2 protein-coding genes and 2 pseudogenes are annotated in these 1,742 nt (G+C 30.7%); 2 read left to right on the forward strand and 2 right to left on the reverse strand.

Annotation, left to right across the window (positions count from 1 at the left end; genetic code table 11):
* Both BG20_RS04210 and BG20_RS04215 read left to right on the forward strand, forming a co-directional pair.
* Positions 1–448, forward strand: a 448-nt coding sequence (locus BG20_RS04210; RefSeq protein ID WP_010191310.1) for a sirohydrochlorin chelatase, incomplete at its 5' end; no start/stop codon positions are given.
* 34 nt (positions 449–482) lie between these two features.
* Positions 483–1,078: pseudogene (locus BG20_RS04215) on the forward strand (precorrin-8X methylmutase).
* Between the two features lie 89 nt (positions 1,079–1,167).
* Here the strand turns inward: BG20_RS04215 and BG20_RS13145 are convergent.
* Both BG20_RS13145 and BG20_RS13150 read right to left on the reverse strand, forming a co-directional pair.
* Positions 1,168–1,587, reverse strand: a complete 420-nt coding sequence (locus BG20_RS13145) for a hypothetical protein (protein ID WP_338032794.1) — start codon at positions 1,585–1,587, stop codon at positions 1,168–1,170.
* Positions 1,562–1,742 (reverse strand): annotated as a pseudogene (locus tag BG20_RS13150) (cobyrinate a,c-diamide synthase); the annotation flags it as partial. The gene BG20_RS13145 and the pseudogene BG20_RS13150, both read right to left, overlap by 26 nt.

Here is a 1,742-nt window from a genome sequence, read left to right on the forward strand (position 1 = left end):
CATGCATAAAACTCTGATCAACTTAGTTGAAAATAGAATAGCTATAACCCTACAAGAGAATCAGGTCACAATTCCAAAAAAAGATGTTGATGTCTTAATAATTGGACATGGTAGTAAAGATCCTAATGCACAATTGTCATTAGATTATGTAGTTGATGGATTAAAAAACAATTATAGAAACGTGAATAGATGTTGGTTAGAGATAGAACAACCAGATATTGTTGAGGGGATTAAAACTTGTGAAAAAAATAAACCAGAAGTTCTAGTAATTGTATTTTATTTCTTACATGAGGGTGCCCATGTTAAAACCGATATTAACAATGATCTGAAACCTGCACTAGAAAACTCTAGTATCAAAAAGGCATACATTACAAAACATTTAGGAGTAGACGAAAAAATGATTGATTTAATTATAGAAAGAGCAAAAGAGGTCGAAAGTGCAGACTAGAAAAGGTCAATCAATTGAAGATGCAAGTATGCAAATGATCGATGAAGAGATTGGTACTCACCAATATAATGAAAAAGAATGGCATATTGTTAGAAGAATAATTCATTCAACTGCTGATTTTGATTTTGCAAAAGAAATAGAGTTATCTTTCACAAAAAAGCAATTGAAAGTGGAATTCGGGCATTAAAAAAATGGATGTAGTATAGTAGTTGATGTTAATGGCGTAATTGGAGGTCTCAATAAACAAAATCCAAAAGATTTTCAAAATAAGATTGTATGTAACATTTCAAATCCAGAGATAATGGAAATTGCAAAAAAAGAAACAAGACTCGCTCTCAAGTATCAATGAGAGCAGCGTATTCAGATATTGATGGTGGAATAGTTGTAATTGGTAATGCTCCAACTGCGCTTTTAGAAGTGATAGAGATGGTAAAAGATGGAGTCGTAAAACCAGCATTGATTATTGGAATTCCAGTAGGATTCATCTGTGCTGCGGAATCAAAAGAAGAATTAAGTAAATTAGAAGAAACCCCATTTATCACAAACATAGGAAGGAAGGGGGGGAGTTCTTCTGCTTCTGCAATAATTAATGCATTATACAAGATGATTAGAGCAGAATCATCTTCTTGAGTAATTAATGCAATTTTTCACAAAAACTTTAGCATAATCTGAACTATCAAAATAGAGATGTCCGTATGAAGCAAGTGTATTGTATTGAATTAATCCATCTTTTGGTTTTTAATTCCTAGTCCAACATCTAATTCATATGCAAATTTTGAATCGGGAGAAACAGAATCTAACTCAGAATAATGAAATTCATGTCCATGTAATTCATGTGTTTTATTTGTGATTGAATTTTTTAAAACAATTTTACCTTTTGTATAATTTAATTTCATTTTCTTGGTCATTTTAGTATCTGCATCAAATAATCCAATCATTTTAAATTTTTTATTCCCATAATCAATAGATTTTGTAAGATACATCAGTCCACCACATTCAGCATAAATTGGAGCACAATCTTCAGCTAATTTCTTTATGGTTGTTTTCATCGTAAGATTTTTTTCTAATGCAGCACTTAAAATTTCTGGAAAACCACCACCTATGTAAATTCCATCAGATTCTGGAAGTTTTTTTATTATTTATTGGACTAAAAAACTTAAGATTTGCACCTTCTCTTCTTAAAGCATTAAGATTGTCAGAATAATAGAAATTAAAAGAACCATCAAGTGCTATAGCAATTGTAGTTGTGGGTTTTTTTATTTTAATTTTAACATGTTTTGGAAGAGGTACAGGG

The organism is Candidatus Nitrosarchaeum limnium BG20, from assembly GCF_000241145.1.
Lineage (GTDB): Archaea > Thermoproteota > Nitrososphaeria > Nitrososphaerales > Nitrosopumilaceae > Nitrosarchaeum > Nitrosarchaeum limnae.